This is a genomic window from Chryseobacterium sp. OSA05B, assembly GCF_019970065.1.
Classification (GTDB): Bacteria; Bacteroidota; Bacteroidia; order Flavobacteriales; family Weeksellaceae; genus Chryseobacterium.
On record NZ_JAHXYH010000003.1, the window covers coordinates 415,953 to 439,383 of the forward strand.

At 38.1% G+C, this 23,431-nt stretch carries 26 protein-coding genes and 1 pseudogene; 13 read left to right on the forward strand and 14 right to left on the reverse strand.

Going from position 1 to position 23,431, the window contains the following annotated elements; all coding sequences use genetic code 11:
• Positions 1–237 precede the first annotated feature (237 nt).
• The 9 genes from thrS (at position 238) to LC419_RS14130 (ending at position 9,378) form a co-directional block, all read left to right on the forward strand.
• A complete protein-coding gene (gene thrS, locus LC419_RS14090) occupies positions 238–2,157 on the forward strand; it encodes a threonine--tRNA ligase (protein WP_223607964.1) in 1,920 nt (639 codons plus the stop codon).
• Positions 2,158–2,358: 201 nt separating this feature from the next.
• A complete protein-coding gene (gene infC, locus LC419_RS14095) occupies positions 2,359–2,859 on the forward strand; it encodes a translation initiation factor IF-3 (RefSeq protein ID WP_175548907.1) in 501 nt (166 codons plus the stop codon).
• Positions 2,860–3,058: 199 nt separating this feature from the next.
• A complete protein-coding gene (locus tag LC419_RS14100) occupies positions 3,059–3,880 on the forward strand; it encodes an alpha/beta fold hydrolase (protein ID WP_223607965.1) in 822 nt (273 codons plus the stop codon).
• Between the two features lie 187 nt (positions 3,881–4,067).
• A complete protein-coding gene (locus LC419_RS14105; protein WP_223607966.1) occupies positions 4,068–4,640 on the forward strand; it encodes a hypothetical protein in 573 nt (190 codons plus the stop codon).
• A 181-nt stretch (positions 4,641–4,821) separates the two neighbouring features.
• Positions 4,822–5,019, forward strand: coding sequence for a 50S ribosomal protein L35 (gene rpmI / locus LC419_RS14110; RefSeq protein WP_034705991.1), 198 nt, complete (start codon positions 4,822–4,824; stop codon positions 5,017–5,019).
• A gap of 120 nt (positions 5,020–5,139) precedes the next feature.
• The gene (rplT, locus tag LC419_RS14115; protein ID WP_034705993.1) at positions 5,140–5,484 is read left to right on the forward strand and encodes a 50S ribosomal protein L20; all 345 of its coding nucleotides are present in this window, start codon (positions 5,140–5,142) and stop codon (positions 5,482–5,484) included.
• Between the two features lie 237 nt (positions 5,485–5,721).
• Positions 5,722–6,897, forward strand: coding sequence for a M28 family peptidase (locus LC419_RS14120; RefSeq protein WP_223607967.1), 1,176 nt, complete (start codon positions 5,722–5,724; stop codon positions 6,895–6,897).
• 28 nt (positions 6,898–6,925) lie between these two features.
• On the forward strand, positions 6,926–8,107 hold the full coding sequence (locus LC419_RS14125) for a M28 family peptidase (RefSeq protein WP_223607968.1): 1,182 nt from the start codon (positions 6,926–6,928) through the stop codon (positions 8,105–8,107).
• A gap of 83 nt (positions 8,108–8,190) precedes the next feature.
• A complete protein-coding gene (locus tag LC419_RS14130; RefSeq protein ID WP_223607969.1) occupies positions 8,191–9,378 on the forward strand; it encodes a M28 family peptidase in 1,188 nt (395 codons plus the stop codon).
• 105 nt (positions 9,379–9,483) lie between these two features.
• On the opposite strand, the gene hisIE is transcribed toward LC419_RS14130, so the two are convergent.
• The 13 genes from hisIE to LC419_RS14195 all read right to left on the reverse strand — a co-directional run bounded on the left by hisIE (position 9,484) and on the right by LC419_RS14195 (position 20,205).
• Positions 9,484–10,071, reverse strand: coding sequence for a bifunctional phosphoribosyl-AMP cyclohydrolase/phosphoribosyl-ATP diphosphatase HisIE (gene hisIE / locus LC419_RS14135; protein WP_262901712.1), 588 nt, complete (start codon positions 10,069–10,071; stop codon positions 9,484–9,486).
• Positions 10,068–10,820 carry an imidazole glycerol phosphate synthase subunit HisF gene (hisF, locus tag LC419_RS14140; protein WP_223607970.1) on the reverse strand — a complete coding sequence of 251 codons (753 nt, stop codon included), beginning with the start codon at positions 10,818–10,820 and terminating at the stop codon, positions 10,068–10,070. The genes hisIE and hisF overlap by 4 nt, the downstream gene beginning before the upstream one ends.
• On the reverse strand, positions 10,813–11,535 hold the full coding sequence (hisA, locus tag LC419_RS14145) for a 1-(5-phosphoribosyl)-5-[(5-phosphoribosylamino)methylideneamino]imidazole-4-carboxamide isomerase (RefSeq protein ID WP_223607971.1): 723 nt from the start codon (positions 11,533–11,535) through the stop codon (positions 10,813–10,815). The genes hisF and hisA overlap by 8 nt, the downstream gene beginning before the upstream one ends.
• A gap of 3 nt (positions 11,536–11,538) precedes the next feature.
• On the reverse strand, positions 11,539–12,117 hold the full coding sequence (hisH, locus tag LC419_RS14150) for an imidazole glycerol phosphate synthase subunit HisH (protein WP_223607972.1): 579 nt from the start codon (positions 12,115–12,117) through the stop codon (positions 11,539–11,541).
• Positions 12,118–13,212 (reverse strand): bifunctional histidinol-phosphatase/imidazoleglycerol-phosphate dehydratase HisB, encoded by a 1,095-nt coding sequence (gene hisB, locus LC419_RS14155; RefSeq protein WP_223607973.1) that lies wholly within the window; start codon positions 13,210–13,212, stop codon positions 12,118–12,120.
• Positions 13,209–14,240, reverse strand: a complete 1,032-nt coding sequence (gene hisC / locus LC419_RS14160) for a histidinol-phosphate transaminase (protein WP_223607974.1) — start codon at positions 14,238–14,240, stop codon at positions 13,209–13,211. Before hisC ends, hisB begins: the two co-directional genes overlap by 4 nt.
• A 4-nt stretch (positions 14,241–14,244) precedes the next feature.
• Entirely contained in the window at positions 14,245–15,519 is a 1,275-nt protein-coding gene (hisD, locus tag LC419_RS14165; RefSeq protein ID WP_223608245.1) for a histidinol dehydrogenase, read from the reverse strand.
• A gap of 2 nt (positions 15,520–15,521) precedes the next feature.
• Positions 15,522–16,379 carry an ATP phosphoribosyltransferase gene (hisG, locus tag LC419_RS14170; RefSeq protein ID WP_223607975.1) on the reverse strand — a complete coding sequence of 286 codons (858 nt, stop codon included), beginning with the start codon at positions 16,377–16,379 and terminating at the stop codon, positions 15,522–15,524.
• A 247-nt stretch (positions 16,380–16,626) separates the two neighbouring features.
• Positions 16,627–17,724 (reverse strand): glycosyltransferase family 1 protein, encoded by a 1,098-nt coding sequence (locus LC419_RS14175; protein WP_223607976.1) that lies wholly within the window; start codon positions 17,722–17,724, stop codon positions 16,627–16,629.
• A gap of 126 nt (positions 17,725–17,850) precedes the next feature.
• Positions 17,851–18,663: a 2,3,4,5-tetrahydropyridine-2,6-dicarboxylate N-succinyltransferase gene (locus tag LC419_RS14180; RefSeq protein ID WP_223607977.1), complete on the reverse strand. Its 813-nt coding sequence runs from the start codon at positions 18,661–18,663 to the stop codon at positions 17,851–17,853.
• A 140-nt stretch (positions 18,664–18,803) separates the two neighbouring features.
• Positions 18,804–19,175 carry a DUF2255 family protein gene (locus LC419_RS14185; RefSeq protein WP_223607978.1) on the reverse strand — a complete coding sequence of 124 codons (372 nt, stop codon included), beginning with the start codon at positions 19,173–19,175 and terminating at the stop codon, positions 18,804–18,806.
• 105 nt (positions 19,176–19,280) lie between these two features.
• Positions 19,281–19,607 (reverse strand): LytTR family DNA-binding domain-containing protein, encoded by a 327-nt coding sequence (locus LC419_RS14190; RefSeq protein ID WP_223607979.1) that lies wholly within the window; start codon positions 19,605–19,607, stop codon positions 19,281–19,283.
• Between the two features lie 25 nt (positions 19,608–19,632).
• Entirely contained in the window at positions 19,633–20,205 is a 573-nt protein-coding gene (locus LC419_RS14195; RefSeq protein ID WP_223607980.1) for a C40 family peptidase, read from the reverse strand.
• 152 nt (positions 20,206–20,357) lie between these two features.
• Between LC419_RS14195 and LC419_RS14200 the strand changes: the two genes are divergently transcribed.
• Positions 20,358–21,011: a hypothetical protein gene (locus LC419_RS14200; RefSeq protein ID WP_223607981.1), complete on the forward strand. Its 654-nt coding sequence runs from the start codon at positions 20,358–20,360 to the stop codon at positions 21,009–21,011.
• 147 nt (positions 21,012–21,158) lie between these two features.
• Here the strand turns inward: LC419_RS14200 and LC419_RS14205 are convergent, their stop codons facing one another.
• The gene (locus LC419_RS14205; protein WP_223607982.1) at positions 21,159–21,527 is read right to left on the reverse strand and encodes a hypothetical protein; all 369 of its coding nucleotides are present in this window, start codon (positions 21,525–21,527) and stop codon (positions 21,159–21,161) included.
• Between the two features lie 426 nt (positions 21,528–21,953).
• On the opposite strand from LC419_RS14205, the gene LC419_RS14210 reads away from it, so the two are divergent.
• From LC419_RS14210 to LC419_RS24145, 3 genes and pseudogenes are all read left to right on the forward strand, one after another.
• Entirely contained in the window at positions 21,954–22,637 is a 684-nt protein-coding gene (locus LC419_RS14210; RefSeq protein WP_223607983.1) for a hypothetical protein, read from the forward strand.
• A 223-nt stretch (positions 22,638–22,860) separates the two neighbouring features.
• Positions 22,861–23,159, forward strand: a pseudogene (locus LC419_RS24140) (trans-aconitate 2-methyltransferase); the annotation flags it as partial.
• A 30-nt stretch (positions 23,160–23,189) separates the two neighbouring features.
• Positions 23,190–23,426 (forward strand): hypothetical protein, encoded by a 237-nt coding sequence (locus LC419_RS24145; protein ID WP_262901714.1) that lies wholly within the window; start codon positions 23,190–23,192, stop codon positions 23,424–23,426.
• Positions 23,427–23,431 lie beyond the last annotated feature (5 nt).

Consider the following 23,431-nt stretch of genomic DNA (forward strand, 5'->3'; position numbering starts at 1 on the left):
TCAAATTCACACCTCACTTTAAAGCATAACCACCTCATTTCCACAGCCTTACTGCTGCAAAATACCGAAAATTCGAGGGTGTTTTTCTACGGAAAATTTAGATTGGGGAGGAATACATTTAAAATCATGAATCGAAATTTGGAGATTCAACCGTAATTCTTATTTCAAATATACTTTAAAAATAGCATATTATTTAAAAAATGCGTATTTTTGCATCTTAAAATTTCTTAGTAAACAATGATAAAAATTACACTTCCAGACAATAGTGTCAAAGAATTCGAGGGAGAAGTTACTCCTCTAGATGTGGCAAAATCTATCAGTGAGGGATTGGCTAGAAATACCATTTCTGCAGTTGTAAACGGCAAACAAGTAGAAACGACCACACCTATAACCACGGATTCAACGGTACAATTGTTAACATGGAATGATGATCTTGGAAAGAAAGCGTTCTGGCATTCTTCTGCCCACTTACTGGCGCAGGCTATCCTTGAATTTTATCCTGATGCTAAGCTAACCATCGGACCTGCGATTGAAAGTGGTTTCTATTATGATGTAGATTTCGGGGACGAGAGTTTATCTGAAAAGGATTTTGAGAAGATTGAAAAGAAAGTTTTGGAAAATGCCAAGAAAGGTTCAACATTCTCTCTATACCCTGTATCTAAAGAAGAAGCATTAAAAACATATGCAGACAACCCTTACAAAGTAGAGCTTATCTCTAATCTTAATGACGGAGAGATCACTTTTGTAACTCATGACAACTTCACCGATTTATGTCGTGGAGGACATATTCCTAATACAGGAATCGTGAAAGCGGTTAAAATTTTAAATGCAGCCGGAGCGTACTGGAGAGGAAATGAAAAAAATCCTCAGCTGACAAGAGTTTACGGTATTTCTTTCCCTAAACAGAAAGAACTTACTGAATATCTTGAAAGACTTGAAGAAGCTAAAAGAAGAGATCACAGAAAACTGGGTAAAGAACTTGGAATTTTTGCGTTCTCTGAAAAAGTGGGTGCAGGCCTTCCATTATGGTTGCCAAAAGGAACCGCTTTAAGAAGAAAGTTAGAAAATTTCCTTTCTGATGCTCAGAAAAAAGGAGGTTATGAATTTGTAATGTCTCCGCATATCGGGTCAAAAGAACTCTATGTAACTTCAGGACACTGGGATAAATACGGTGCAGACAGCTTCCAGCCGATCAAAACACCAAATGAAGGCGAAGAATTCATGCTGAAGCCTATGAACTGCCCTCACCACTGTGAAATCTACAAAACTTCACAATGGAGCTACAGAGACCTTCCGAAGAGATATGCAGAATTCGGTACGGTTTACAGATATGAGCAAAGTGGAGAGCTTCACGGGCTGACAAGAGTGCGTGGATTTACTCAGGATGATGCTCACCTTTTCTGTACTCCAGATCAACTTTCAGAGGAATTTGAAAAAGTAATCGATTTAACGCTTTATGTGTTCAAATCATTAGGTTTTGAAGATTTTGTTACCCAGGTTTCGTTGAGAGATCCTGATAACAGAGAAAAATATATCGGTTCTGATGAAAATTGGGAAAAAGCCGAAAATGCCATCATCAATGCGGCAGAGAAAAAAGGACTGAAGACTATCGTGGAATATGGTGAAGCTGCATTCTACGGTCCTAAACTGGATTTCATGGTGAAAGATGCTTTGGGAAGAAAATGGCAGTTAGGAACGATCCAGGTAGATTATAACTTACCGGAAAGATTTGATCTTCACTATATCGGAAACGATAATGAGAAGCATAGACCGGTGATGATCCACAGAGCACCATTCGGATCTATGGAGCGTTTTATCGCGATCCTGCTGGAGAATACTGCTGGTGACTTCCCGTTATGGCTGAGCCCGGATCAGTTCATTATTCTTCCGATCAGTGAAAAATACGTAGATTATGCAAAAAAAGTTTCACAATTTTTGGAAAATCACGATATTAGCGGTTTGATTGACGACAGAAATGAGAAAACAGGGAAAAAGATCCGTGATGCGGAATTGAAGAAAATCCCATTCATGCTCGTTGTAGGTGAAAATGAAGAGAATGACGGCACAATTTCTGTAAGAAGACGTGGAGAAGGAGATTTAGGAGTGATGAATATGGAGGATTTTGTTTCTTACTTTAAGAAAGAAGCAGCGATATAAAATCTAAATTATTAAAAGATTTAAAAATTAAAAAAGCTTAAAGATTATTGAGTTTAGATTCATCTTTAAAAATGATTTAAATTTTTTAATCCTTAAATTTAGAAAGATAGATAAGTAATTAACCAATAAAATTATAATACAATAGCACAAAGATTTAACAACAGGGGCCCACAGAGACGTCCTGTACAGGAGGACTTACACTTGATCAACGATAAAATTCGTGTGAGAGAGCTTCGTTTAGTGGGCGATAACGTAGAGCCGGGAATTTTTCCAATCGACAAAGCAAGACAACTTGCTACGGAACAAGAATTGGATTTAGTGGTAATTTCGGATAAGGCTGAACCTTTCATTGCAAGGATATTAGACTATAAAAAGTTTTTATACGAGCAAAAGAAAAAGCAGAAGGAACTAAAAGCTAAGCAAATAAAAGTGGTTGTAAAGGAGATCCGTTTCGGACCTCAGACAGATGATCACGATTATGAATTTAAGAAGAAACATGCTGAAAAATTCCTTGAAGAAGGGTCAAAATTGAAAACCTACGTATTTTTTAAGGGACGTTCAATTATCTTTAAAGACCAGGGAGAAATTTTGCTTCTAAAACTTGCTCAGGAACTCGAGCACGTTGGAAAAGTAGATCAGCTGCCTAAGCTTGAAGGAAAGAGAATGATCATGATGATGAGTCCTAAAAAACCAGCTAAATAGTTTTAATAGGCGTAAAGTCTGTTTCCTATATATAAAACCTCAAATTACTTTGAGGTTTTTTATTTTTTTAAAATTATTAAGTTATTATTAAATATTAACCTATATCAATATCCAATGAAAGATATAAGTATACATTTGTAGTGTAATTAGCAAACAACAATATTTATTATATTATTAATAATTTAAATCAGGAAAAACAATGAGCACACTTACATTAAAAGACGGAACGGAGATTTATTACAAAGACTGGGGAAAAGGACAACCTGTATTTTTTCACCACGGATGGCCATTATCCAGCGATGACTGGGATGCGCAGATGCTATTCTTTTTAGAGAAAGGGTACAGAGTAATTGCTCACGACAGAAGAGGTCACGGAAGATCTGAACAGACGCCTGAAGGACACGATATGGATACTTACGCATCAGATGTTGACGAAATTGTGACCGCATTGAACCTTACAGACGTCATCCACGTAGGACATTCTACAGGAGGCGGTGAAGTGATACGTTATGTGGCACAACACGGCAAAGGAAGAGTTGCAAAAGCTGTTTTGATAAGTGCCGTTACTCCAATTATGGTTCAAAACGAAAATAACCCGAATGGTGTCCCGATTTCCGTTTTCGATGATATCCGTAACAATACGGCCAATCACAGACAGCAATTCTATATCGATCTTACCTTCCCTTTTTACGGATACAACAGAGAAGGTGCTAAAATTTCCGAAGGCATCCAGAGAAACTGGTGGAGACAGGGAATGATGGGATCCATCAAAGCTCATTATGACTGTGTTAAAGCTTTTTCTGAAACTGATTTCACACAAGACCTTAAGAGCACCGAAGTTCCTGTTTTGGTTCTTCATGGTGAAGATGATCAGATCGTTCCTTTTGAAACTACCGGTAAAATAGCCGCTACCCTTCTTAAAAACGGAAAATTAATTTCTTATCCCGGTTTTCCGCATGGAATGCCAACTACAGAAGCAGAAACAATTAATAAAGATTTATTATCATTTTTTCAGTCATAATAAATTTGTACTATAAAATTTTGAAACCGTCATTTAAAACAATGGCGGTTTTTTATTTAAATACACTTAAAGGTGTCTTAATTACAATCGTTAAATACCATTAATAAACGCTTTATTGCAATTATATTAATCTCGTATTTGTGATTTAACATTGCATTTTCTATATTTGCAGCGTTAAATTATACTAATGAAAATTAAATTACTGACTTTATTAAGTCTTCCTATGCTTCTTGCATCTTGTGCTCAGGATGATGTTCTTGATAGCACGAATATGAATGCACAAGCTGAAAAGCATACTTCTCTTGATAAAAGCAATACATCCCGTGGTATTCTGGATCTCAACCGTTATAAGCTTTTAAAGGAAAGCACCAATCATCCTCAGGTATTAGAAGCGGGACAATCCATCAGCATGGAATATAACGGCAGTACTTACCGATTCATTATGCAGACGGATAATAATCTGGTATTATACAGAGAAAGACCAGGGCTTAATACTGTAATCTGGCATTCAAATACATACAGAAGCTCAGGTACTCCAAGGCTTATTGTACAAAACGATGGAAATATGGTTATTTACAGGGACGGAAATCCTCTTTGGAGCTCCAATACGGCAGTTAATTATCATGTTGCTAATCCGCATGTTAAGCTTCAGCTCTATTCAAGAACAGGAGCAGCAATTGAATCAGGATTCAGAATTAAAGTTATTTTAGGTGGAAATAATGAAGAAAGAAACGACATCATCGTTGAAGACTTCTTATAAACCTTAATTTTTTACCCACAGCCGTTTCTCACCAGAGACGGCTTTTTCATATCTCTGATAAAATCACAGATAATGAAAGTTTGGATTAATTTTTTTTGTATCTTTGCCAACTGTAATTCCTGAGTATTACAAAGGAATCAAGGACTAGATATTGATAACAAAACAATAAAAAAGCAGAACAATGCCAAAATTAAAAACGAAATCAGGTGCTAAAAAGCGTTTTAAACTTACCGGAACTGGGAAGATTAAAAGAAAAAATGCTTTCAAAAGCCACATCTTAACTAAGAAAGAAACTAAGCAGAAGAGAAATCTTACGCAAACTTCTTATGTTTCCGCTGTGGATACAAAAAGCGTTCTACGTCAATTAGCCATTAAGTAGTTTTTATAAATCTATATTCGGTTTATAAGAATTCAAACAAATTCAACAATTTAACCCTGAAATGGAGCCACTAAGAGTAATGAAACAATTACCGCACATTTCAAAAAAACAATTTAAATTATGCCAAGATCAGTAAATGCAGTAGCTTCAAGAGCTCGCAGAAAGAAAATTATTAAGCAAGCTAAAGGTTTTTTCGGTAGAAGAAAGAACGTTTGGACTGTAGCTAAAAACGCGGTAGAAAAAGCAATGCAATATGCTTACCGTGGAAGAAAAGAGAAAAAGAGAAACTTCAGATCACTTTGGATTACTCGTATCAACGCGGGTGCCAGAGAGCATGGAATGTCTTACTCTCAATTTATGGGAGCTCTTAAGAAGAACAACGTTGAGCTTAACAGAAAAGTTTTAGCAGATTTAGCAATGAATCACCCTGAAGCTTTCAAAGCAGTTGTAGATCAAGTAAAATAATGTAGAATTTTTTGTTATCAATATAATCCCGGGCTATGCTCGGGATTTTTTTGCACCCCACTAATAATAATTATTATTTTTCATTAAAAAACCTATATAATAGATTAAATTTCATCATTTTAAACCTATAAAAAAAAATAAAGTTCAATAAGTGAATTTTCCTTTTTGCATAAAATAAAATTGGTTTTTATTATCTACATTTGCTGAATTATTAAATCTTTAAAACTTCAGTGAAAAGTGAAAAAAATAACGACTATTTTACTCCTTTCTTTATCAGCTTATAGTCTTCAGGGCCAGAATTTTATACAGGCTTATCAAACCAGAGTAGATAAAGTATCTCAAACCAATATTACAGCAAATCTTCAGAGTTTTGCCAATCTCGGCATCAAAACTACGGGTTCTGCAGAGAACACCAATACCCTGAACTGGCTTAAAGCACAATATCAAACCTTTGGATATAGCGCCGGTCAGATTACCGAAGACAGCTTTACCTATAACGGAAATACATCCAAAAATTTAATTATAACCAAAACAGGAACCGTTTACCCTAACACGTATGTGATCATTTGTGGTCACTACGATACAGTAGTAGGTCCCGGCGTGAGTGATAACGGCAGTGGAACCTCTATTTTGCTGGAAGCGGCGAGAATTTTGAAAGATGTTCCTACAGAATATTCCGTAAAATTCATTCATTTTTCAGGAGAAGAACAAGGTTATCTGGGAAGCTCCCATTACGTCAATAACGTTGTTTTCCAAAACAATACACGTCAGCTCACTCTGAAAGTGGTATTCAATATCGATCAGGTAGGTGGAAAAATAGGGAATGCAAATACAAATATTAATTGTGAAAGCGATCAGAGCGGTCAGTCAGGAAATAACGCTACCTCATTAGCCATGACGCAACAGTTAGCGGCTTGTACCACCTTGTACTCCCCGCTTCAGCCGAGCATGTCTCATGCCTATAACTCCGATTATATACCCTTTGAAAATAAAGGGGATATTATTACAGGTTTTTACGAAACCACAAGAAGTAATAATGAACATACGGTCAATGATACTTTCGCGAATGTAGATCCCGTATATGTTTTCAATGCCGGAAAAGCAGCTTTAGGGGCATTGCAGCATTTTGCCGTAGCATCCGTTACCACGTTAGCAACAGATGATGTACAGGCTGAAAATTCATTGGAAACCATCAAAATCTATCCTAATCCGGCGCAAGATGTGCTTCATATTGAGCTTCCGAAGGATCACAAAGATTTCAAAGTAGAGATCAGTGATATGAATGGGCGATTGATTTTAAATGCAGAAAACGCAAAGAAAATGAATACCTCCGGACTGACCAACGGAACGTATATGGTGACTGTAAAATCTGATCAGAACAGCGTCACCCGAAAAATCATTATTGAAAAGTAGACCACACCCATCCAAAATATAAATTAATATGAAAAAACTAACACCCTTTTTATGCACTGCATTAGCGGTGGGGAGCCTCAGTGCCCAAACCCTCATCCAGACCTATAAAGACAGAGCCGATCTGGTCTCCCAAACCAACATTACCAACAATCTTCAGGAGTTCTCTAATTTTGGGATCAAGACCACCGGTTCTGTTAATAATGCCAATACTCTGGCATGGATCAAAAACAAGTATACTTCTTACGGATATTCTGCCAGTCAGATTGTAGAAAGTCCCTTTACTTTCGGGAGTACAAGTTCGAAGAATTTAGTGATTACCAAAACAGGAACACTTTATCCTGACAAATATGTGATTATCTGTGGGCATTATGATACCGTCACAGGCCCGGGTACCAGTGATAACGGCAGTGGAACTTCGGTGATCTTAGAAGTAGCAAGAATCTTAAAAAATGTTCCTACGGAATATTCCATCAAGTTTATTCATTTCTCCGGAGAGGAACAGGGGTTATATGGAAGTTCCCATTATGCTAATAACGTCGCGTTTCAAAACGGCGTGAAAAAGTTAGACATCAAGGTAGTATTCAATCTTGATCAGGTAGGCGGCAAGATAGGTAACGTGAATAACAAAATCATCTGTGAAAAAGATACGGGAGGACAGTCAGGAAACAATGCGGCTTCAAACACGATCACGCAGCAACTAGCGACGTGTACTACCCTGTACTCTCCTCTTCAGACCAGTATTTCCAATGCCTATTCCTCAGATTATATGCCTTTTGAACAGAAAGGATATGTGATCACAGGTTTTTATGAATACACCAGAAGTTATAATGAACACACAGTCAATGATACATTTGCCAACGTAGATCCGGTATATGTATTTAAAGTTGGAAAAGCAGCTGTGGGCGCTATGCAGCATTTTGCAACGGCATCCACTGTTGCACCCGCTCCTGCTGCTAAAGAAAAACAGGTAAAGTCATTAGAAGCTGTAAAAATATATCCCAATCCAGCGAAGGATGTTTTAACAATTGAGCTTCCGGATTCAACCACGAAAAACTTTACGGTTGAAATCGCCGATCTGTCCGGACAGTCTTTTTTAAAGGAAGAAAATCAGGCTCAGCTTAATATTTCACGTTTAGCAAAAGGAATTTATTTATGCACGATAAATGCGGAAGGCTCCAGCATTACCAGAAAAGTCATTATTGAAAAATAACTGTAACGCTTAAGTCCTGATTTTAATTCAGGACTTTTAGTCTTTAGATTCATCACCAATCACCACACCATAAAATAATTAACATGAAAAAAACAATTACTATTCTGTCGGTTTGTTTGGCAACATTCAGCGGTAAGGCTCAGACCTTTATTCAGGCTTATCAGGACAGAGCAAATCTGGTATCACAGACTAATATTACCACGAATTTACAGCAGTTTGCCAATCTGGGTATCAAAACCACCGGTTCCACTAATAATGCCAATGCATTAACCTGGCTTAAAAATAAGTACACTTCTTTCGGATATTCTGCCAGCCAAATCGTGGAAGACCCCTTCACTTTCGGAAGTACAAGTTCAAAGAACCTTGTGATTACCAAAACGGGAACACTATACCCTAACAAGTATGTCATTATTTGCGGGCATTTTGACAGTATTAATGGTCCCGGGGTAAATGACAACGGCAGCGGAACTTCCATTATCCTGGAGGCAGCAAGGATCTTAAGAAATATCCCTACCGACTATTCCATCAAGTTCATTCACTTCTCCGGAGAAGAACAGGGGCTTAGAGGCAGCACTCATTACGTTAATAATGTAGCTTATCAGAATGGCGTACGCGTACTGGATATCAAGTTAGTATTTAATCTTGACCAGGTAGGCGGAGTTATGGGGAACAATAACAATACGGTATACTGCGATCAGGATCAGGCCGGGCCAACGAGCAATAATGCCGCTGCCGCTGCAGTAACCCAGCAGCTCAGAAACTGTACCACACTCTACTCTCCTCTTCAAACAGCTGTAGATCCTGCAGAAGATACAGATTACATTCCTTTTGAAAGAAAAGGGGAAATCATTACCGGCTTTTTTGAAAGGATAAGAAGTACCTATCCGCATACCTCCAATGATACATTTGCGAATACGGATCCTGTCTATATTTTCAAAATAGGAAAAGCAACAGTCGGGGCTTTGCAGCATTTTGCAGTGGCCACGTCCGCGAGTTCGCTTGTTATGAGCACTAATGAGGCTGTTTCTAACAACTCCCTTGAAGAGGTTTCCATTTATCCTAATCCTTCTAAAGACATCATTAATATTGAACTTCCGCGCACGGCCGGTAAAGATTTCAGCTTTGAAATTACAGAACTGTCCGGAAAAGTACTTTTAAAAAAGAACAATGAAACGAAAGTCAATATTTCAGGACTGGCTGCCGGCGCTTACATTGGAGTCATTAAAGCTAATGGACAAACCGCTGTGAGAAAAATTTTGATTGAAAGATAAAGAAGGAAGTTATTGAAGTCCGGAAATAATTAATTTTCAAGATTTTATCATCAGACTTTAACGCGGCTTAGATTATATGGCAGGAAGAATTTCTTCCTGCTTTTTTCATTTATCCCTATTCTGAAGAATTTTCTCAATATCCTCCATAGAAAACCCTTTCGCCTTAAGAAGAATCAAAAAGTGATACAGTAAATCTGCGGCTTCATTTTTAAAAAGATCATCATTGTTGTCTTTAGCCTCAATAACGAGCTCTACAGCCTCTTCCCCTACTTTCTGGGCCATCTTATTGATTCCTCTCTGATACAGCAAATACGTGTATGAATCTTCGGCCTTACGGTCTATTCTATCACTTATTTTAGCTTCCAGTTCATATAGAAACCCTCTCGATTCTTTTTCTCCGAAACAACTGAAGCTTCCGGTGTGACAAACCGTATTTTTTGGGACTGCCTGAATTAAGATGGTATCCTGATCACAATCGATGCTTATGTTTTTTACGGTCAGGAAATTTCCGGATTCTTCACCTTTGGTCCAGAGCCTGTTTTTTGATCGGCTGAAAAAAGTGACAATCCCTTCTTTTTCTGTTTTTTCAAAAGCCTCTTCATTCATATAGCCCAGCATCAGTACCTGTTGGGTTCTGCCGTCCTGAATGATTACCGGAACCAGGCCGTTATCTTTATTGAAATCTATTTTCATCGCACAGGAATTTTTTGAATTTTTAATTGTTGTTTTAATTCTTGAATGGGTAATTCATTGAAGTGGAAAATACTGGCAGCCAATGCACCTGTAGCTTTTGTTTCATTAAATACTTTAACAAAGTCATTTGCATTTCCGGCCCCTCCGGAAGCAATAACAGGAACACTGACCGCCTCGGAAACCAGCTTTGTAATGCGGATATCAAATCCGTTTTTTGTCCCGTCACCGTCCATAGAGGTCAGAAGAATTTCACCGGCTCCTAAAGACACCGCATCTTTTGCCCACGCTACAGTATTTAAGTTTGTCGCTAGTTGTCCACCTCTCACATACACCAGATCCGATCCATTGTTCAGTCTCGTGTCAATAGCTACAACGATACACTGGCTTCCAAATTCTCTAGATAATTCTTCAATAAGTTTTGGATTCTTGACGGCAGAGGAATTGATGCTGATCTTGTCTGCACCGGCTTCCAAAAGTATTCTTACATCTTCAATGGAAGAAATCCCGCCTCCTACTGTAAACGGAATGCTCAGTTGTGCCGCAATATCCTTAACCAGTCCGGCAAATGTTTTCCGGCCTTCCACTGTTGCTGTAATATCCAGAAAAACCAATTCATCAGCACCTTCCTGCTCATATTTCACAGCGAGTTCAATAGGATCTCCCGCATTGCGTAAGCCTTCAAAATTGACGCCTTTTACCGTTGTCCCATCTTTGATATCCAGACATGGAATAATTCTTTTTTTAAGCATTTTCAATAAAGTCCTGAAGTTGTTGTAATGTTATTTTTCCCTCATAAATCGCCTTTCCGATAATTGTTCCCGAACATCCGATTTCTTTCATGCTGTATACGTCTTCTATGCACGAAATACCGCCACTAGCTGTAAGTTTTATCGCTTTTTTCGCCAGAATTTCTCTATACAGCTCTGTGGAAGGACCCTCCAGCATTCCATCTTTTGAAATATCCGTGCAAATGGTCTGAATGATTCCTTTCTCTTTGTAACCCAACAGAAAATCAATGATATCCAGATTGCTTTCCTCTTCCCATCCGGAAGTTTTTATCTTCCTGTTTTCACAGTCTGCCCCTAAAATAATTTTTTCACTGCCGTATTTTTGGATCATTTCAAAGCAAAATTCAGGATCCTGTACCGCAATACTTCCAAGCGTGATCTGTTTCGCTCCTGAATTAAAAGCCGTTTCTATATCATTTCCGGTTTTTAATCCGCCTCCAAAATCAATGTGAAGCGATGTTTCCCTGGCTATATTTTCCAATACTTTCTGATTGACAATATGTTTAGATCTTGCCCCATCCAGATCTACAAGATGCAGAAAATGAATTCCATAGCCTTCAAACTCTTTGGCTGTTTCTACAGGATCTTCGTTGTATATTTTTTTAGTTGAATAATCTCCCTTTGAAAGACGGACACATTTTCCGTCGATAATATCAATAGCTGGAATAATTTTCATCATTTACAGTTTTATAAATTGGTTTAATATCTTGCTGCCTGCCATTCCTGATTTCTCCGGGTGAAACTGTACCGCATAGAAATTATCCTTTTGCAGCGCTGCACTGAATGGGAGAATATAATCGCATATCGCAACCGTAGCATCTGCCAGTCCGCAGTAAAAACTGTGTACAAAATACACATCGTCAGTTTCTTCAATACCTGAAAACAAAGGACTTTTAAGTTCCGAAAGCGTGTTCCAGCCCATGTGGGGAACCAGATCTTTTGGTGGAAATCCTTTAACATCAACATCAAAAATTCCCATTCCTCTTACATTTCCTTCTTCATTATCTCCGCACATCAGCTGCATCCCAAGACAAATCCCGAGCACAGGCTGTTTCAAAGAAGGAATAAGAGTATCAAGGCCTTTTTCTTTTAACACCTTCATGGTAGAGGAAGCTTCTCCTACACCCGGAAAAATCACTTTATCTGCCTTCAGGATCAGTTCCGGATCATCCGTCACTATGGATTCAATGTTCAGCCGGGACAGTGCGTTCTGGACTGAACTAACGTTTCCTCCGTTGTATTTTATTAATGCAATCATCTATAAACTTCCTTTGGTTGATGGTAAATTATAACTGTTATCAGACTGGTTCACCGCCATCTTAACAGCTTTTGCAAATGCTTTGAAGACCGCTTCTATTTTGTGGTGCTCATTGCCACCTTCTGCCTTGATATTCAGATTGGAACGGGAAGAGTCTGTAAATGACTTAAAAAAGTGAACAAACATTTCTGTGGGAACGTCTCCTATCTTTTCCCTTTTGAAATCAAGATCCCAAACCAGCCACGGCCTGCCTCCGAAATCTATGGCAGCCTGAGCCAGACAATCATCCATAGGAAGCAGAAAACCATACCTCTCGATTCCTTTCTTATTTCCCAGGGCTTTTAAGAAGGCTTCTCCCAAAGCAATTCCTGTATCTTCAATCGTGTGGTGCTCGTCAACCTGAAGGTCTCCATTCACTTTAATTTTTAGATCTAAATTCCCGTGTCTGGCAATCTGATCCAGCATATGATCAAAAAAATGAAGCCCGGTTGAAATTTCAGAGACTCCTTTTCCATTAAGATCGATTTCAATATCAATCTCCGTTTCATTGGTTTTCCGATAGACTTTTACCTTTCTGGATTCCTGTTTTAAAAATGAATAAATACCCGACCAACTGTCTGTACTGAGCGTCGCCTCTTGATTAAAGCTTTCATTGAGAAATATAGATTTAGTTCCCAAATTTACAGCCAGTTGAACATCCGTACCTCGATCACCAATTACATATGAATTTTCAAGATCATAGCTTCCATAAATATATTTTGAGAGCATCCCGGTTCCAGGTTTTCTGGTAGGGAGATTTTCATGTTCAAAACTTCTATCGATCAGAATATCGCTGAAAACAATCCCTTCATTTTCGAAGGCTTTCAACATTTTTTCGTGAGGTTTTATAAAATCTTCAAAGGGAAAACTGTCAGTTCCCAAGCCATCCTGATTGGTCACCATCACCAGTTCGTAATCCATTTCCCTTACAATTTTCGCAAGGTTCTGAAAAACTCCGGGATAAAATTCCAGCTTCTCCAGAGCATCTACCTGAAAATCTTCCGGCGGTTCCACGATAAGTGTTCCATCACGGTCTATGAACAGTACTTTTTTCATGATGGTATTCCTTTTAAAACGTTAATTAATTTTTCATTTTCTTCACGGTTTCCTACATTAATTCTGATACAATCCGGAATGGCGGGTGCTCTCTGACTGGTCAGAACTTCTTCTTCAAGCATTTTCTCATAGACTTTTTTACCGTCTCTCATTTTAATCAGGAAGAAATTGGCATCCGTTGGAAATACTTTTTCAATGCATTCAATGATTTTAAACTGTTCTTCCAGCCAGGTTCTTTCCTGAAGTACATTTTCAACGTTTTCTTTAAGTCTGTTTTCATCTTCCAGAATATTCAGAATAAGCTCCTGGCTTAGAGAATTGACGTTATAAGGCGCTTTTACCGTATTGATAAAACGGATAATCTCTTCGGAGGCGTAAGCTGTCCCTACCCTTGCTCCCGCTGTTCCCCAGGCTTTTGAAAAAGTCTGAAGCACAATCAGATTGGGATACTTGTCCAGCAGTTCAATCCCTGATCTGTTTCCCGAAAATTCAATATACGCTTCATCGATAACAACAATCCCGTCAAAATTTTGAATGAAAAATTCAATGTCTTCTACACTGTTCCCGGTTGGATTATTTGGAGAGCACAGAAAGAAAATTTTAATATCTTTCTCTTGGGTGATCTTTAGAAAATCGTCTTTTATAATTTCAAAATTCTCATCCAGATCCAGCTTCAAAACTTCATTTTCATTCACTGTGGCGTAGAAACCGTACATTGCAAAAGAAGGATTCATCATCAGAATGGCGTCTTTTTTAGGTTCACAGAAGATTTTAATGATCAGGTCGATCAGTTCATCACTTCCGTTTCCTATGGCGATCTGTGCGGGTGAAAGACCTTTAAGGCCTGCTAATTTACTCTTAAGCTTTTTCTGAGACGAATCCGGGTATCTGTTGAACTCCCCGAACGGACATTCATTGGCATCCAGCAATACCGGAGCATTGAACTCATTGTGATCTCTGAAACTGATATAAGGCTGTAGTTTTACTATATTTTCTCTTACTAAACTGTTGGTATTGAATTCTTTCATTGTATTATTTTAATCTGATAGATACTGCATTTTTGTGGGCAATAAGACCTTCTGCCTCTGCCATAAGTTCGATGGTTTTTCCTATATTTTTAAGACCTTCCTTTGAAAGGTGCTGGAATGTGATTTTCTTCACAAAACTGTCCAAAGAAACCCCGCTGTAGTTCTTTGCATAAGCATTGGTGGGAAGCGTGTGATTGGTTCCGCTGGCATAATCGCCGGCACTTTCACAGGAGTAATTTCCGAGAAAAACGGACCCTGCATTGCTGACCATTGGAATATACTGCTCAAAATCTTCCAAAGCCAGAATAAGGTGTTCCGGAGCGTACAGATTGCTGAATTCCAAAGCTTCCCCGATAGATTCACTCAGGATAAAAAGACTGTGATCAAGAGCCTGTTGGGCCATTTCGTTTCTCGGAAGTATTTTGATCTGCTCTTCTACGGCTTTAATAGTTTTTTCTAAAATTTTAAAATCCGGAGTGATAAAAACTACCTGACTGTCGCTTCCGTGTTCTGCCTGGGAAAGGAGATCTGCCGCACAGAACTCAGGAACCGCTTTGCTGTCGGCAATCACCAGAACTTCGCTGGGACCTGCCGGCATATCCATAGCTACCCCAAAACGTTGTGCATATTCTTTAGCAGCAACCACAAACTGATTTCCCGGTCCGAAAATCTTATACACTTTTGGAATACTTTCTGTTCCTAACGTCATGGCAGCAATAGCCTGTGCGCCACCTGTTTTGAATATTTTAGTAATTCCACAGAGTTTCGCTGTGAAAAGAATAGCCGGATTAATATTCCCGTTGCTGTCAGGAGGAGTACAAAGAATAATCTCCTTACATCCCGCCAGGTTGGCAGGCACGGCTAGCATAAGTACAGTAGAAAATAAAGGGGCTGTTCCACCGGGAATATAGATCCCAACCTTTTCTACAGCACGGTTTTCTCTCCAGCAGGTTACGCCTTTTACCGTTTCAATTTTCTCTGTTTCCGTTATCTGAGCTGCATGGAATTTCGAGATATTTTCTTTGGCCTGTCTGATGGCATTCTTTAAACCTTCAGAAATTTCGTTTTCAGCACTCTCAACTTCAGCTTCTGATGCTAAAATTTCGGGCGTCACTGCCTTATCGAATTTTTTATTGAACTCAATGAGTGCATTATCACCGTTTTTTTCTACCGTTTCAAATATTTCCGTGATCAATCCTGAGATTTCCTCACGCTCCATTACCGGCCGTTGTACTAAGTCTGACCAGATTTTTCTTTCCGGATATCTGTATATTTTCATCATTAAATAACCATTTTATCAATTGGAATAATAAGAATGTCCTGAGCTCCGTTTTCTTTCAGTTCATCAATGACTTCCCAGAATCTTTCTTCATCAATCACCGAATGAATACTGCTCCATCCCTTTTCCGCCAACGGAATAACCGTAGGACTCTTCAGTACAGGAAGGACGGAGGCGATATCACTGATCTTGTCATCAGGAACATTCATCAGGATGTATTTTGAATTTTTGGCTCTTAAAACGGATTGTATGCGAAACAGGAATTTATTGAGAATACCTTCTTTTTCGGGATTGAGTACAGCTGTTTTTGCTAAAACTGCCTCCGATTTCAGAAGGGTCACCGTTTCTCTCAAACCATTTTTAAATAAGGTGCTTCCCGAGCTTACAATATCACAGATCCCATCTGCTAGGCCAATATTCGGGGCAATCTCAACGGAGCCTGAAATGATGTGAATGTCGGAAGTGATACCTTCCCGGTCAAGAAAATTTTTAAGGGTGTTTGGGTAAGAAGTAGCAATTTTTTTACCCTGAAAGAAGGAAAGATCATCCGTTTCCACTTCTTTGGGAACAGCCAGCGAAACCCTACATTTTGAGAATCCAAGCTTATCCACGATCTGGATGTTCTTTTGTTTTTCGGCTAAAAGATTTTCACCTACAATGGCGATATCTACCACTCCGTCTTCGAGGTATTGGGGAATGTCTGAATTTCTGAGATACATGATCTCCATGGGAAAGTTGTCTACAGAGACTTTCAGCTGGTCTTTTCCGTTGTTGACGAAGATCCCGCAGTCTTTGAGGAGCTGTAAAGATTCTTCGTAGAGCCGGCCGCTTTTCTGGATCGCAATTTTTAATTTACTCATTGTATTGTTTTGAGGTCTGAGTAAATGAAAACTGATCTGTTGGATATTTCCGGAAGAATTCGGAAACAAAAAAACCGTCTGTTTACTCAGACGGTTTTAATTATTTTTGATTTTAACACATGTTTATATCAACCAATTCCGTCTTAGCAGAGATGATGATAATAATGATGAAGTGTTAAAAAATTCGGTTTCATTGTTTTGAATTGTGGTACAAATGTAGGACTTATTTTTAAACTGCAAAATTTTTTTACAGAATTTTTTTGTAGAGATCCATCAGCTGAGCTGCAATGGGCTCGTCATTAAACTTCTGAACAAACGCAAAACTCTTTTCTGCACGGCGTTTTCTCTCGGATTCATTTTCCCATAAAAATTTTATTTTGGCTCCTATATCTTCATAACTTCCCGGGTCAACGTAAACGGAGTCTTCTCCTCCCGCTTCCGGAAGACAGCTGACGTTGCTGGTAATGACTGCCGTTTTTGAGAAAATCGCTTCTATAACAGGGATTCCGAAGCCTTCAAAAAAGCTCGGATAGACAAAAATATCAGCGAGTTTATAGATCACAGCCAGTTCATCCATGGAAACCCCTTCCAGAAAGAGTACCTGCTTTTCCGTTTTTTTTTTCCTGATGAATGCTTCTATTTTTTTATAATAATTCGTCTTTCTTCCAACGACAACCAACGGGATTTCTGTTCCGCTGATTCCTTTGACAATGTTTAAAAGATTCTTACGGTCTTCAATGGTTCCGACGTTTAAGATAAAACGTTCCGGAAGATTGAATTTCTCTTTGGTGAGCTGAATAAACTCGTAAGGCTGCTGTTCTTTAAAAGCTTTGTGGCAGCCCTGATAAATGACTTCAATTTTGTTTTCGGGAACTTTTAGATAGGTAATGATATCTCTTTTGGTCTGTTCCGAAATGGCGATGATTTTATCTGCGGAAACAGCCGCTTTTTTAAATTTCCAAAGGTGTATTTTCCTGTCAAAGAAGGAATAATACTGCGGATATCTCATGAAAATCAAGTCATGGATAGTCACTATTTTTTTGATGGGTTCTTTACCCCATTTCAATGGCAACTCTCCTGATAAACCGTGAAATATCTGTGCGCCATGTTTTTGGGCATCTTTGCCCATTTTAAGCTGTCGGGAAAGATTTCCTTTTGAAGTTTCCACAAAACGGACCTCAGGTCTTTCGAGGATGTCTTTTCCTCTTTCTGAACGGTTTTTGTTTAGCAGCAGGTATTCATTTTCAGGATAGTACTGAGAAAGAATCCTGACCAGGTCTCTTGAATAATTGCCCAATCCGGACGTATTATGAAAAAAACGTTTTGCGTCGAAGGCAATCTTCATATCCATGTTTTTAGTAAGATTTTTTAAGCGGTTTAAAGGTATAAATAAAATAAACCCCAAATGACTATTCAGGGTTTATTATATAAATTTTAAAAATCAATCTTTAAAATTTAGAGAAAACAGAGCTTACACAGCTACATTATTCTCTCTTAAAGCATCATTAAGAGATGTTTTTTTATCTGTTGATTCTTTTCTCTGACCGATGATCAATGCACAAGGAACCTGGTATTCTCCGGCAGGATACTGTTTGGTATAGCTTCCCGGGATTACTACTGAACGTGCAGGAACTCTTCCTTTGATTTCAATAGGCTGGTCACCTGTAACATCAATGATTTTTGTAGAAGCTGTCAATACTACATTCGCACCTAATACGGCTTCTTTTTCTACATGCACACCTTCTACCACTATACATCTTGAACCGATGAAACAGTCGTCCTCAATGATCACAGGAGCTGCCTGTAATGGCTCCAATACACCACCAATACCTACACCACCACTCAGGTGAACGTTTTTACCGATCTGCGCACAGCTTCCCACTGTAGCCCAAGTGTCTACCATAGTTCCAGAATCTACATAAGCTCCGATATTTACATAAGAAGGCATCAAAATAACACCTGAAGCTACGAAAGATCCTTCTCTGGCGATCGCATGCGGTACAACTCTCACTCCTTTTTCAGCATAATTTCTCTTCAAAGGAATTTTGTCATGAAATTCAAACGGACCTACTTCAATAGTTTCCATCTTCTGGATCGGGAAATACATTACTACGGCTTTCTTCACCCACTCATTCACCTGCCATCCGTTTTCCGTAGGCTGAGCAACACGAAGTTCTCCGGAATCCAATAAAGAAATAACCTCTCTTATCGCCTTCTGGCTGTCTTCGTTCTGTAATAAATCTCTATGATCCCAAATGTTTTCAATTGTTTGTTGTAACGACATGTTTCTTATTTGATTTTAGTATAAATTATGCCTGCAGCTTCCCACAGTTTTGAAGGTCAAAAGTACAAAAGATTGTTTTAGTATACAAGTTCCGAAACAAGTCTTATTTGGGAATTATTTTACGGTTCTTTCAAGTTGCATTATTCAAGAATAATGAACTCCATCGTCTTATCAACGTGTTTTTGCTCAACGATCCCTTTCGAATATTTAAGATTGGTAGCTGTATTATATTTTGTTAAATAAGCCACATTAATGTCAGAACTAAGTTCTTTGAGATCATCAGGAACGAGCGCTTTTATATTGAAAATCTCGTCTCCACATCTGATCTGCCCCTCCTGATCTTCCAAAAAAGTATTATACCAGCTCTTTTCTGCGAGGCCCCATGATCTGGCAAAAATTCTGTCCTTAACCGTCACCATCCATATTTCAAGAAAAGTGGTTCTGTCGGGTCCGGCTTTTATTTCAGTAAGATTGTGGCTGTTGATGTAATCCAGTGCTCTGTCTTTATTCATTGTTATTTTTTCACGAATGTAAAATGAATACAGGAGTTTAACCAATTTATTATTTGGTCTGAATGAAATATGATGCGGAATGCTGATTTTCTGATGTTTTCTTTTTCAGAGCATCATCTTATTGAGTGCTGTAACCAGACAGTCTTTATAGCTTTTTGCCACGGTAATTTTCTGATCCTGGAGAACAAGCTGGTTGTCTTCGAAATATTCGATATTCGTTAAATTGACAATATAGGAATTGTGAATCCTCATGAATTCATCCGGAAGACTTTCAATCAAATCTTTAAGGGCTTTGTAGTAAATGTATTTTTTATTGGATGTGGTATTGATTTCCACATAATTTCCCAAACCTTTGATAATGGTAATATCTTTAAAGAACAATTTTACCAGTTTTTTATCTGTTTTAATAAACGCAAAGGTCCGGTTCTCCATATTAATGATCAGTTTAAATAACATCCTATAAAACTCTCTGGGCGTGCAGATAAGCTTTGTTCCAGTATTTTTCGTTCAATGAAGAAATCATGACTCCTTTTGAGGTGGAAGCGTGGATGAATCTTACTTCTCCATCAGCACCAATATCATGAACGATTCCCACATGAGAAACCCTGCTGCCTCCGGCTGTCGCAAAAAACAACAAATCTCCAGGTTTCACTTCTTTGATATCGATTTTCATTCCTGCACCTGCCTGATCTGAAGATCTGCGTGGCAGTGAAAAATCATTTTCTTCAAAAACTTTTACAGTAAATCCGGAGCAGTCAAAACCTGAAGAGGTATTTCCACCGAATTTGTATGGTGTTCCGATGTATTTTTCAGCATCTTTCAGAATATCGCTGACGGATCTGGAGATCTTTCCATCAAATTTAGAATCCAGTTTTCTCAGATTTTCAGCTTTCGCAACGGTTTTGGTTCCTGCATTTTTTTTGGAAGATACATTTTTCGAAGATCCACAGGAAACAACAATGGCAGAGGCAATCAGCAGAACAGAAATCTGCTTTATTCTTAAGTTTTTTTCAAATAATCCCGGTTTCATAGTCATCTGATTTTAAATGAAGTAACTAATTATGTACAAATATACATTTTATATTTAAATTATAAAATAACTATACTACAACTATATGATAAATATATGTTAAAATTTTAATTTCTCTTATTTATTAGTATATTTGAATTCAATTTTGCAATATGGCAACCTACGAAAGTTTAATAAAAATCAACGGGAGTATAGGCGATCTGGTTTTTTACAACCTGAACGGGAAAAATGTAGTGCGGAAAAAAAGTGGATTTAATAAAGATGCCTTCAAAAAAAGTCCTTCTTATGAGAAAGTAAGGCAGAACAGCTCTGAATTCGGGCATTGTTCCAAAGCTGGAAAAACGATACGAAGCTGCATTGAAAGCTATACGAAAGAAGCGGGAGATCCTCTACTCTATCAGAAATTCGCCAAGTTAATGACTCTTATTAAAGATCTTGATACGGTTTCAGAACGGGGAAGAAGAACGGTACAGAATGGACTTTTGAAGGAAGAAGGATTAAAATTGCTGAAAGGATTCCGGTTTGGAGAAAAAGAAAATATTCATCCGGAAGTTTATGTTTCTGAGGAAAAAGACCACAGAGTTCTACATTGGGGAAATCAAATTTCAGGAAATGAAATGATGATTATCACGATACAACCTGATTTTGATGCTTATGCTGCGGAGTATTTTGAAGAGAAGGTTTTTGTGAAGCAAAAGAGAGAGATTTATTTTGAAAAACATTTTTCAGAGGCAACGCTCCTGCTCTACTTTTTAGTAATCCGAAATAAGGAAGAAATTATTCAGATGGGGTTTGTTGGGATGTAGAGACTAAGACTGAGGTTAAGGTTAAGGTTAAGGTTAAGGTTAAGGTTAAGGTTAAGGTTAAGGTTAAGGAAGTTCACAATTTTAATTTAATGACCCCGAATCAGTACAAATAAAAAAGCCTGCAGAGTGATCTGCAGGCTTTCTGTTTTATTTCTTGTCTCCTGTCCAGGTACCGGATCTTGCCGGTGTAGGAACAGCGTTTGACCAGCTTCCGTTTCCTTTTTTCTCTCTTGAAAGGGTTCCTTTGAATTCTCCATCTGAAGGAAGCCCGATTACAGCGGTAAGATCGCCGGTTTCAGTTAAGTGTCCGGAAATATTATAATTTTCATCATTTACTGTAGAATGCATGGTTCCGGTTACTTTTCCATCGCTGGCTACCACAAGGTTCCAGGTTCCATCATCGCTTCCCGTATACTTTCCTGCCCACGTTCCTATATAATCATAAATGGTGTCGTCATCAGAACTGCATCCGATAAATAAAAAAGCTGTAAAAAGAAGTAAAAAAAGTTTCTTCATAGTTTCTAATAGTTTTATAACCTAATCAAATTTATTATTATCTGTTTAAATTCCGTTCCTGAAACAGAGAACTGAATTAATATTCATTTTTTTCCGCCTTGTTCCGTGCAAATCTACTAATTTTTTTATTCAGATTATCTGAATTTTAATCAGCTGTTTATATTTTTATGAATTCGGCTCATATTTTGGCTAAAATACGATTATTTCCCAAATGGAAAGAAGCAATTACACGGCAACTTTTCAAAAATATATGCCAATATCGACATTGGTAATATTTCAATATAATACGTTTATTTTATATAAATTTTCCATGATAAATTATTTTTATCCTAATATTTGTAATTTAAATGAAATTTGTTTTCGTGGTAGCAAATATTTCTTAATTTAGTGAAAAATCTAAAAAATCATTAAAACCCAATAATTAACATGAAAACAAGAATAATCTTTTTTGTTGCAGTCGCTTTTTTCAGCAGCTTGAAATCTCAGGTAGGGATTAATACAGAAACGCCTTCCCATACTTTGGATGTAAACGGATTGGTAAGAGTGAGAGGTCTGGCCAACGCTGAGAATAAAATTGTGGCCGCCAATGCACAGGGCGTTTTAACCCTTCTCTCTCCTGAAGAAATTTTTTCTCCAAAAGCATTACTGAATACTTCTACATCAGCTGCGGAACAAAGACTGACGATATATGAAGGACAGTGTTTTCAGCCTACTGATAACGCTTCTTCCTGTACAGTGAGAGTAAATCATTACAGTTCATGTGTTGGTTTTACCCGTGCGGTAGATACCCAGATTGTGATAGGACAAACTATCAACACGGGTAACGGACAATTTTTAGGAACATGGGCACCCAGATTTATTGATCACAAAGGTTATTTAGGAGGCATAACAGCCGCTGAGCAGATTGCTCCCGACTATCCAAGAATCTCCTATCCTACTGCCAATTCTTCCAACTATTTGGGAAGCGGCAGTTTCTCAGGTCAATGTAATGCTGATCTTGTAACGACGATTAACCAGACCACCGGTGATGTTAAGATAGAATCTGTAAAGAGAAGTATGTTTGCCCACCTGGTATACCTTCTATCCATTTCGCGCTCAAGAAGTAACTAGAAACCAATCTTTTTCAAATATAAGGATAGCTGCATTGTTATGATGCAGCTATTTTTTTCAGGAACATAAGGTTTTCAGTGATTTAATCACAAAATCTTATGCCTTTCTTTATATTTGGATACTGATTAATAAGTTCTGTAACATTCTAAAAGGTAATACCATGAAAATAGTAAAGGCTGCTGAGGCATTTGACAAATCGGCAAAAATCTATCAGGATAAATTTATGGATGTAAGTTTGTTTGCAGATACATTTAATTTTTTCTGTGATCATATAGAAGCCGATGATGCCGAGATTTTGGATATTGCCTGCGGTCCGGGAAATATCACAAAGTATATCCTGGACAGAAAACCTGATTATAAAGTTTTGGGAATCGACCTGTCACCAAAGATGCTGGATCTCGCTCAGGCTAATAATCCTGTGCGTCATTTCAACTTATGGATTGCCGGGACATCGCGCAGATTGAAAAACAATTTGACGGAATCATCTGTGGTTTTTGCCTGCCCTATCTTGTTCGTGAAGAAGCGCTTGATCTCATCGCTCAGGTATCCAAATTGTTAAAACCAGGAGGCGTATTTTATCTGAGCACGATGGAAGATGACTATACAAAATCCAGATTTCAGACCTCCAGTACCGGTGATCAGGTGTATGTGAACTATCACCAGGAGGATTATTTAACGGAAGCCTTTGAGGTGCATCATTTTGAGGTGATCAATTTACAACGCATTACTTCTTGTGATAAAGATGATGTCGTGATCACAGATCTGGTATTAACCGGAAAACTGATTTAAATATG

Bases quoted from the DNA above. Each gene is read 5' to 3' on its own strand.
- thrS (WP_223607964.1), top strand. From the start codon at position 238: ATGATAAAAATTACACTTCCAGACAATAGTGTCAAAGAATTCGAGGGA.
- LC419_RS14100 (WP_223607965.1), top strand. From the start codon at position 3,059: ATGAGCACACTTACATTAAAAGACGGAACGGAGATTTATTACAAAGAC.
- LC419_RS14105 (WP_223607966.1), top strand. From the start codon at position 4,068: ATGAAAATTAAATTACTGACTTTATTAAGTCTTCCTATGCTTCTTGCA.
- rpmI (WP_034705991.1), top strand. From the start codon at position 4,822: ATGCCAAAATTAAAAACGAAATCAGGTGCTAAAAAGCGTTTTAAACTT.
- rplT (WP_034705993.1), top strand. From the start codon at position 5,140: ATGCCAAGATCAGTAAATGCAGTAGCTTCAAGAGCTCGCAGAAAGAAA.
- LC419_RS14125 (WP_223607968.1), top strand. From the start codon at position 6,926: ATGAAAAAACTAACACCCTTTTTATGCACTGCATTAGCGGTGGGGAGC.
- LC419_RS14130 (WP_223607969.1), top strand. From the start codon at position 8,191: ATGAAAAAAACAATTACTATTCTGTCGGTTTGTTTGGCAACATTCAGC.
- hisIE (WP_262901712.1), bottom strand. From the start codon at position 10,071: ATGAAAATAGATTTCAATAAAGATAACGGCCTGGTTCCGGTAATCATT.
- hisF (WP_223607970.1), bottom strand. From the start codon at position 10,820: ATGCTTAAAAAAAGAATTATTCCATGTCTGGATATCAAAGATGGGACA.
- hisA (WP_223607971.1), bottom strand. From the start codon at position 11,535: ATGAAAATTATTCCAGCTATTGATATTATCGACGGAAAATGTGTCCGT.
- hisH (WP_223607972.1), bottom strand. From the start codon at position 12,117: ATGATTGCATTAATAAAATACAACGGAGGAAACGTTAGTTCAGTCCAG.
- hisB (WP_223607973.1), bottom strand. From the start codon at position 13,212: ATGAAAAAAGTACTGTTCATAGACCGTGATGGAACACTTATCGTGGAA.
- hisC (WP_223607974.1), bottom strand. From the start codon at position 14,240: ATGAAAGAATTCAATACCAACAGTTTAGTAAGAGAAAATATAGTAAAA.
- hisD (WP_223608245.1), bottom strand. From the start codon at position 15,519: ATGAAAATATACAGATATCCGGAAAGAAAAATCTGGTCAGACTTAGTA.
- hisG (WP_223607975.1), bottom strand. From the start codon at position 16,379: ATGAGTAAATTAAAAATTGCGATCCAGAAAAGCGGCCGGCTCTACGAA.
- LC419_RS14175 (WP_223607976.1), bottom strand. From the start codon at position 17,724: ATGAAGATTGCCTTCGACGCAAAACGTTTTTTTCATAATACGTCCGGA.
- LC419_RS14180 (WP_223607977.1), bottom strand. From the start codon at position 18,663: ATGTCGTTACAACAAACAATTGAAAACATTTGGGATCATAGAGATTTA.
- LC419_RS14185 (WP_223607978.1), bottom strand. From the start codon at position 19,175: ATGAATAAAGACAGAGCACTGGATTACATCAACAGCCACAATCTTACT.
- LC419_RS14190 (WP_223607979.1), bottom strand. From the start codon at position 19,607: ATGGAGAACCGGACCTTTGCGTTTATTAAAACAGATAAAAAACTGGTA.
- LC419_RS14195 (WP_223607980.1), bottom strand. From the start codon at position 20,205: ATGAAACCGGGATTATTTGAAAAAAACTTAAGAATAAAGCAGATTTCT.
- LC419_RS14200 (WP_223607981.1), top strand. From the start codon at position 20,358: ATGGCAACCTACGAAAGTTTAATAAAAATCAACGGGAGTATAGGCGAT.
- LC419_RS14205 (WP_223607982.1), bottom strand. From the start codon at position 21,527: ATGAAGAAACTTTTTTTACTTCTTTTTACAGCTTTTTTATTTATCGGA.
- LC419_RS14210 (WP_223607983.1), top strand. From the start codon at position 21,954: ATGAAAACAAGAATAATCTTTTTTGTTGCAGTCGCTTTTTTCAGCAGC.